This is a genomic window from Microbacterium sp. BF1 (genome assembly GCF_019279095.1).
In the GTDB taxonomy this organism is placed as follows: Bacteria; Actinomycetota; Actinomycetes; order Actinomycetales; family Microbacteriaceae; genus Microbacterium; species Microbacterium maritypicum.
Map to the genome: position 1 here is coordinate 1 of NZ_JAGYWT010000454.1, position 1,981 is coordinate 1,981.

Annotated in this window: 2 protein-coding genes and 1 pseudogene; all 3 read left to right on the top strand. The window is 70.1% G+C overall.

Annotation, left to right across the window (positions count from 1 at the left end; translation table 11 throughout):
* On the top strand, positions 1-487 hold a 487-nt coding region (locus tag KZA10_RS13545; RefSeq protein ID WP_306300823.1), incomplete at its 5' end, for an IclR family transcriptional regulator.
* A 68-nt stretch (positions 488-555) separates the two neighbouring features.
* Positions 556-1,764 (top strand): OmpA family protein, encoded by a 1,209-nt coding sequence (locus KZA10_RS13550; RefSeq protein ID WP_218683139.1) that lies wholly within the window; start codon positions 556-558, stop codon positions 1,762-1,764.
* 18 nt (positions 1,765-1,782) lie between these two features.
* Positions 1,783-1,981, top strand: a pseudogene (locus tag KZA10_RS13555) (hypothetical protein); the annotation flags it as partial.

Here is a 1,981-nt window from a genome sequence, read left to right on the forward strand (position 1 = left end):
GCTGATCGCCGCGCTTTCCGACCGCCTGGGCGAGAGCGCCCACCTCGCCGTGATGAGCGGTGGCGACGTTCTCTACATCGTCGAGGAGCGCGCACCCCGCCGCCCCGCCCTCGTGACGGATGTCGGCGTACGCCTTCCTGCGCACCTCACCGCGAGCGGCCGGGCGATGCTGGCCGCCCTGCCCCGCGAACAGGTGCGCGCGCTGTATCCGAGCGCGTCGGCGTTCCCCGACCGCACAGGGCTGGGGCCGCGTCGCCCCGCAGAGCTGCGCGAACTCCTGCGGGAAGTACGAGCACGCGGCTATGCGGTCGAGGACAGCGAGGTGGCAGACGGGCTCCGATCGGTCGGAGCCGTCGTGCACGACCACACCGGCTGGCCGGTCGCCGCGGTGGCTGTCACGTGGGGCGGCGAAGGACTCGATGAGCGGACGCTCGCGGATGCCGTCATCGACACCGCGGGGGTTCTGGAGTCGCGGGTCAAACGGTGAGCGGACGTGTCGCAGGCTTGCGACAACTCCGCGACAGTATCGCCACACCGGCTGGATACGCTCGATCCATGACCACCGCCGCACGCACCGCCTCGTCTGCCTCCCGCCGTCGCCGCCAGGGCGTCGCACTCGGACTCCTGGCCTCCCTCGTCGTCACCGGCTGTGCCGCGACGCCGCCGAGCACCCCGAAGCCGAGCGGCGCCCCGACGTCGCCCGATGCCCCGACTTCCGCCGTCGCCACGGTTCCCGGGTACGACGTGGGCCAGTTCCCGCCCGTGCCGCTGTTCGTGCTCCCCGACCTGTCACTGCTGGACTCGTCGGCATCCGCCTTCGCGATCGAGGTCAACGATGCGCTCGCCGACATCCCCGGGGTCACGGCGACACCGGCGCACTGCGATGCCACCGGGAATGTGGTCTCCGGCAACGGCACAGCGTTGCTGTACGGCGACGGATCCGGCACCTTCACGGGGCCCGACGGAACCGTGCAGAACTTCGGCGACGGATCGGGTACCTCCACGATCAACGGCGTCACGATCCAGAACTTCGGCGACGGGTCGGGCAACTACACCGACGGGGCGGTCACGATCCAGAACTTCGGCGACGGCTCCGGCAACTACACCGATGCGACCAAGACGGTGCAGATCTTCGGCGACGGCTCCGGCAACTACTCCGACGGCGACGTGACCATCCAGAACTTCGGCGACGGATCGGGCAACTACGAGGCCGGGGCCGTGACCATCCAGAACTTCGGCGACGGATCGGGCAACTACACCAGCCGCGACATCACCATCCAGAACTTCGGCGACGGCACGGCACAGGTGAACGGCGAGCGGGTGAAGGCCGAGCCGTTGCCGGTCGTCCCCACTCTCGGGGTGTTCCCGCCGCTGGGCACGCTCGCCCCGTTGGAGTCCTGCGGCACGACCCTCACATTCGAGGACGGGGTGCTGTTCGACTTCGACAAGAGCGACATCCGCGCCGATGCGGCCGCCACGCTGGATGCCGTGGCCGACGCGCTCACCGCGCTCGAGGTCGCGCAGGCCTCGGTGTCGGGCCACACGGACGCCATCGGATCGGATGCCGAGAACCAGACACTGTCGGAGGACCGCGCGGATGCGGTGGTCGATGGCCTCCAGGACCGTGGGGTCGGCACGGCACTCACCGCCGAGGGCTTCGGGGAGTCCCGGCCTGTCGCCGCGAACGAGATCGACGGCGTCGACAACCCCGCGGGGCGCCAGCTCAACCGACGCGTCGAGATCTTCATCCCGGCGACCTTCTGACACGAGAAGATGGATGCCATGCGCGCTGCACGCCGGCACATCGCCGCGATCACTCCCGTGGTGATCGCGGCGCTGCTGCTCACCGGATGCACGGTCCGCATCATCGATCCCTCCGCAGACGATGCCCGCTCGCCAGCATCGCAGGAGGCCGGGCGCGCACCGCAGGACGAGACCACGCCGCGCGCGACCTCGTCCACGGACGAGGGGGATGCAGAGG

Excerpts from the sequence above, each read along its gene's own strand:
- KZA10_RS13550 (WP_218683139.1), top strand. The coding sequence starts at position 556 with ATGACCACCGCCGCACGCACCGCCTCGTCTGCCTCCCGCCGTCGCCGC.